Source organism: Candidatus Hakubella thermalkaliphila (assembly GCF_013281975.1).
GTDB classification, from domain to species: domain Bacteria; phylum Actinomycetota; class Humimicrobiia; order Hakubellales; family Hakubellaceae; genus Hakubella; species Hakubella thermalkaliphila.
The window spans coordinates 1-3,180 of the sequence record NZ_BLRZ01000153.1 but is presented as its reverse complement, the minus strand read 5'-3'; the positions used below and the strand labels follow the sequence as shown (position 1 = coordinate 3,180).

Below are 3,180 nucleotides of genomic sequence, written 5' to 3'. Positions count from 1 at the left end.
GAAAAACAGGAAATTCATTGACCTAAACTTACCACTTTTATATCATGGAGAGGAGAAATATGAATGGTTTGTAAAGTGGTAACTTTGCAGCGGAATCAGTGGTAAAATTCACCAGAATACGCACTCATCAGAAAAAGATCAACTTTCAACAAATAACGCGTCTTCTCTAGCTTTAAAAACTCTGAGATTAGTTCATTGTGCTTTGCCACCTCCTTGTGACCTCAGATTGTAAGACATTTGTACCAGGTTATACTACAGTGCATTTATGCAGTTGTCAACGCTCCTCAGGCTTTCAGCCCCACATAGCGACGCTTAGCGGTATCATCAGAAAGGATGAAGGCGGAATCACCCTCCATGATGCAAGCACCTGCAACAAGAATATAACCTCGTTGAGAGGAATCCAGAGCCTTCTTAACATTTTGCTCGATTATCACTATGGCCGTACCGCTTTCTCTTATCTTCTCCATTTTGGAAAGGATGACGGAGACAGCCTTAGGCGATAGGGAAGCCAGAGGTTCATCGAGCAATAAAACCTTTGGATTAGCCATCATCGCTCTGGCTATAGCCAGCATTTGCCTCTCTCCACCGCTCAGGTTCCCTGCCCACATCCTTTTCCTTGCCTCCAGCTCGGGGAACATCTGGTAAATCTCTGCCATATCAGCTTTGATTGAGGCTCTACCCTTTCTGATGTAGGCCCCCATTTCCAGGTTCTCGGCTACCGTCAGATTGGTAAAAACACTGTTGATTTGGGGGACGTAACCTATCCCCAGATTTACCGCCCGGTCAGGAGTTATACCAGTAATATCTTTCCCTTCATAAAAGACTCGACCATGAAAAAGCCTGGCAAAGCCAAGAAGACTCTTAATCAAGGTTGATTTGCCACTTCCATTGGGACCAACGATAGCCACCGTCTCGCCTTCGCCTACTTCAAGGGAAACATTGTGAACAATGACCACGTCACCATAACCAGCATCTACGTTTTCGGCTACAAGAATAGGTGCCATCTATTCTTCCCCCAGATATATCTCATAGAAAATAGGGTTCTTTGCCACTGCTTCTGGTTTGCCTTCAACCACTATTTTCCCTTTGTCCATAACATAAATCCAGTGGGCGAACTCAAACAACATTTCTAGCCTATGTTCAATCACGAGAAAACTCAACCCCCTCTGGCGGAAATCCTCCATTTTACAAAAGATCTTTCTCCCCAGGTTCGGGTTTATTCCCGCTGCTGGCTCATCCAGAAGCAACAAAACCGGGTCAGCCATAAGCGCTCTGCCTATCTCCAGGAGCTTTCTTTGCCCACCAGATAACTCCCCAGCCGGGGAAAGAGCCAAATGATCCAATTCCAGGAGCTCAAGGAGTTCCAAAGCCTTCTCAGCTAGCTCTTTCTCCTGGGCCTGCCATCCCTTCCTCAAGAAAACGCTCGATAAAAAACCGTCTCCCTTATGCCCTCGAGCTGCCAGGAGCATGTTGTCCAGCACAGTTAAGCGATAAAAGAGGCGAGGCAATTGAAAGGCATTAGCCAGTCCCCTCGCGTAAACCTCGTGGGGAGCCAGGCGGTCAATGCGTTGACCATTGAAGTAGATGCTGCCACAATCAGGCTTACGAAGTCCGAAGACGATATTGAACAAGGTGGTCTTGCCACTGCCGTTGGGTCCCACCAGGCCCACAATGCTACCCATACCTACATCGAGGCTCACTTTATCTACTGCCCGGAGACCACCAAAGTTTTTTTCCACTTCTCTTATCTTTAAAGAGCGCCTCAGCCATTGTGAAGCTACCCCCACCGCTGTAGTCTTGATTTGATTCTCCTTTAATACGCCTTGAGGCCGGTAAAACAAAATGAACAGGATTAAAAGACCCAATAGCATATATTGTAGATTATACGGGTCAATAGGTAAAAGAAGGTAATCCTTAGCTATCCTGGTCCCTTTGCCAAAAAGCACCACAAGGATAGCTCCCAGCAATGCTCCCCAGTTATTAGCCGGTCCTCCCAGAATAACCATTATCCACACCGTAAAGGTGACCATGGGCATAAACATATAAGGGTCGATAAACTGAACATATTGAGCAAAAAGAGCGCCACCAAGTCCAGCCAGGCCTGAACCGAGCATGAATACCTGAGCCTTATACTTAAACCTATCCTTGCCCAATGTCTCTGCGGCTACCTCATCTTCCCTTATCGCCCGAATCACCCTACCATAAGGGGAGTTGGTCACCAGTTGGACAAAAATGAAACAGAGAAGCAGGCAGAAATAAACCAGGCCTATATTTGCCACAATCATCATTCGGGAAGAGGCACCTGGCCAAGAAATAGCTGGAGGGATACTAGTCCCCCAGACCCCTCCAGCAATCCAATGCTCCGCTCTAACCACCAACCTTAGAATCTCTCCGAAGGTCAGGGTCACTATAGCCAGATAGTCTTCCCCTAACCTCAAGGCAGGCAAGGAAATCAGAAAGCCAGCTATCCCCGACACTAAGGTAGCGATAATAAAGCACAGGGAAAAAGGAAGCCCGGTTCCAGCTAAAAGGGCATAGGTATAAGCGCCGATCAGAAAGAAGGCTGCTTTGCCGAAATTTCCCAGACCGGCAAAGCCGTATTCTAAGTTCAGGCTTAAGGCAACTATAGCAAAGATGCCGACGAAAACTATAATGTCCAGAATATAGATAAGGGGATCCATGCTAGGTTCTCCTAAACATTCTGGCCAGTCCCTGCGGTCTGACAATTAAAGTCACAATTAAAATCAGAAAGGCTACTGCCATGCGATATTCTGTCGAAATTCCCAGGTTTATTAGAGCTACTACTCCTATGTTCTCAGCCAACCCAATGATGAAGGCAGCAGCTATAGCCCCGTAAAAGCTGCCTATTCCCCCCAGTACAGTAACGGCAGCAGTGGGCAAAAAAATGTCCCAGCCCAACATTGGTGAGAGCCTGGTTGCAGCAGCTCTGAACAGCCCGGCAGTGCCAGCCAGGGCAGCTCCGATAAACCAGGTCACCCAGGTTACTCTATTAATATTAATGCCGGAGGATAAGGCAAGCTCCGGATTGCTGGATGTTGCCCTGATGGCTTTACCAGTCTTAGGAATTGTCATAAAATAACTTGATCATTTCTGGTGTTCACGCTATACTATTTGCATGAACACTGAACATATTCAAGAACGCTTTGAGCTTTTCAAGCC

3 protein-coding genes are annotated in these 3,180 nt (G+C 47.0%); all 3 read right to left on the bottom strand.

Annotation, left to right across the window (positions count from 1 at the left end; translation table 11 throughout):
• Positions 1-284: 284 nt before the first annotated feature.
• Genes HW443_RS10150 through HW443_RS10140 form a run of 3 tightly spaced genes read right to left on the bottom strand, consistent with a single transcriptional unit; the run spans position 285 to position 3,093 of the window.
• Positions 285-1,004, bottom strand: coding sequence for an ABC transporter ATP-binding protein (locus tag HW443_RS10150; RefSeq protein WP_176231867.1), 720 nt, complete (start codon positions 1,002-1,004; stop codon positions 285-287).
• Complete coding sequence (locus HW443_RS10145) at positions 1,005-2,681, bottom strand: branched-chain amino acid ABC transporter ATP-binding protein/permease (protein WP_176231868.1); 1,677 nt, start codon at positions 2,679-2,681, stop codon at positions 1,005-1,007.
• Position 2,682: 1 nt separating this feature from the next.
• Entirely contained in the window at positions 2,683-3,093 is a 411-nt protein-coding gene (locus tag HW443_RS10140; protein WP_176236809.1) for a branched-chain amino acid ABC transporter permease, read from the bottom strand.
• Between the last annotated feature and the right edge of the window lie 87 nt (positions 3,094-3,180).

What these genes read in the sequence shown, in the direction of transcription:
- HW443_RS10140 (WP_176236809.1), bottom strand. Translation starts at nt 3,093, where the DNA reads ATGACAATTCCTAAGACTGGTAAAGCCATCAGGGCAACATCCAGCAAT.
- HW443_RS10145 (WP_176231868.1), bottom strand. Translation starts at nt 2,681, where the DNA reads ATGGATCCCCTTATCTATATTCTGGACATTATAGTTTTCGTCGGCATC.
- HW443_RS10150 (WP_176231867.1), bottom strand. Translation starts at nt 1,004, where the DNA reads ATGGCACCTATTCTTGTAGCCGAAAACGTAGATGCTGGTTATGGTGAC.